1 protein-coding gene is annotated in these 651 nt (G+C 70.2%); it reads right to left on the bottom strand.

Annotated elements, in window-relative coordinates; genetic code table 11:
• Nucleotides 1–651, bottom strand: a 651-nt coding sequence (locus tag FPZ47_RS27830) for an IS630 family transposase (RefSeq protein ID WP_145039829.1), incomplete at both ends; no start/stop codon positions are given.

Raw genomic sequence — 651 nt, 5'->3', positions numbered from 1 at the left:
CGGTCGATGGCGACTTGGCCGCGGTGTGAGGAGCCGTTGTCGACGATGAAGAACACGCGTTTGGCCGACGCGTAGGGCTCGGCGGTCATGACCTGGTCGACCAGGGCGGTGAACGCCGTTATGCCGGTGGAGGGCTCGCAGCGGCCGAACACCTGTCCATGGTGGACGTCGTAGGCGGCCAGATAGGCCAGCGCACCGCGCCGGCGGTAGTCGTGGTTGACCCGGACAGGGCGCCGGGGCCCGCCAGCCTGGGTGCGGTGGCAGCGGTCGCGGGCTTGGATCGAGGGCTTTTCGTCGGCGGAGATCACGTACTCGTCGGCACCCAGTGGGCTGTGCTGGTAGGTGCGGGCGTAGAGGTCGAGCACCACGGCGGCCTTGGCCTCGAAGTCGGGGTCTCGCATGAAGATCCACGACTGGTGCTGCCAGGGCTTGAGCGCGTCTGCGGCCAGCCAGCGCCGCACCGTGGACACCGAAGCGGCGATGCCGCCGGCGCGCAGGTGAGCGGCCAGCTCCGGGGTGCTCCACCGCGACAGCGGCACCTGCTGTTCAGCCGGTAACTGGCACGCCCAGGCGGTCACCGTGGCCCGATCGGCCGGGGTGTAGATCGGTGGGCGACCCGAACGTGGTGCGTCGGCCAGACCGTCGATGCCT

Origin of the sequence: Mycobacterium helveticum (genome assembly GCF_007714205.1) — a bacterium.
Classification (GTDB): domain Bacteria; phylum Actinomycetota; class Actinomycetes; order Mycobacteriales; family Mycobacteriaceae; genus Mycobacterium; species Mycobacterium helveticum.
This window is presented reverse-complemented; position numbering and strand designations above follow the sequence as displayed.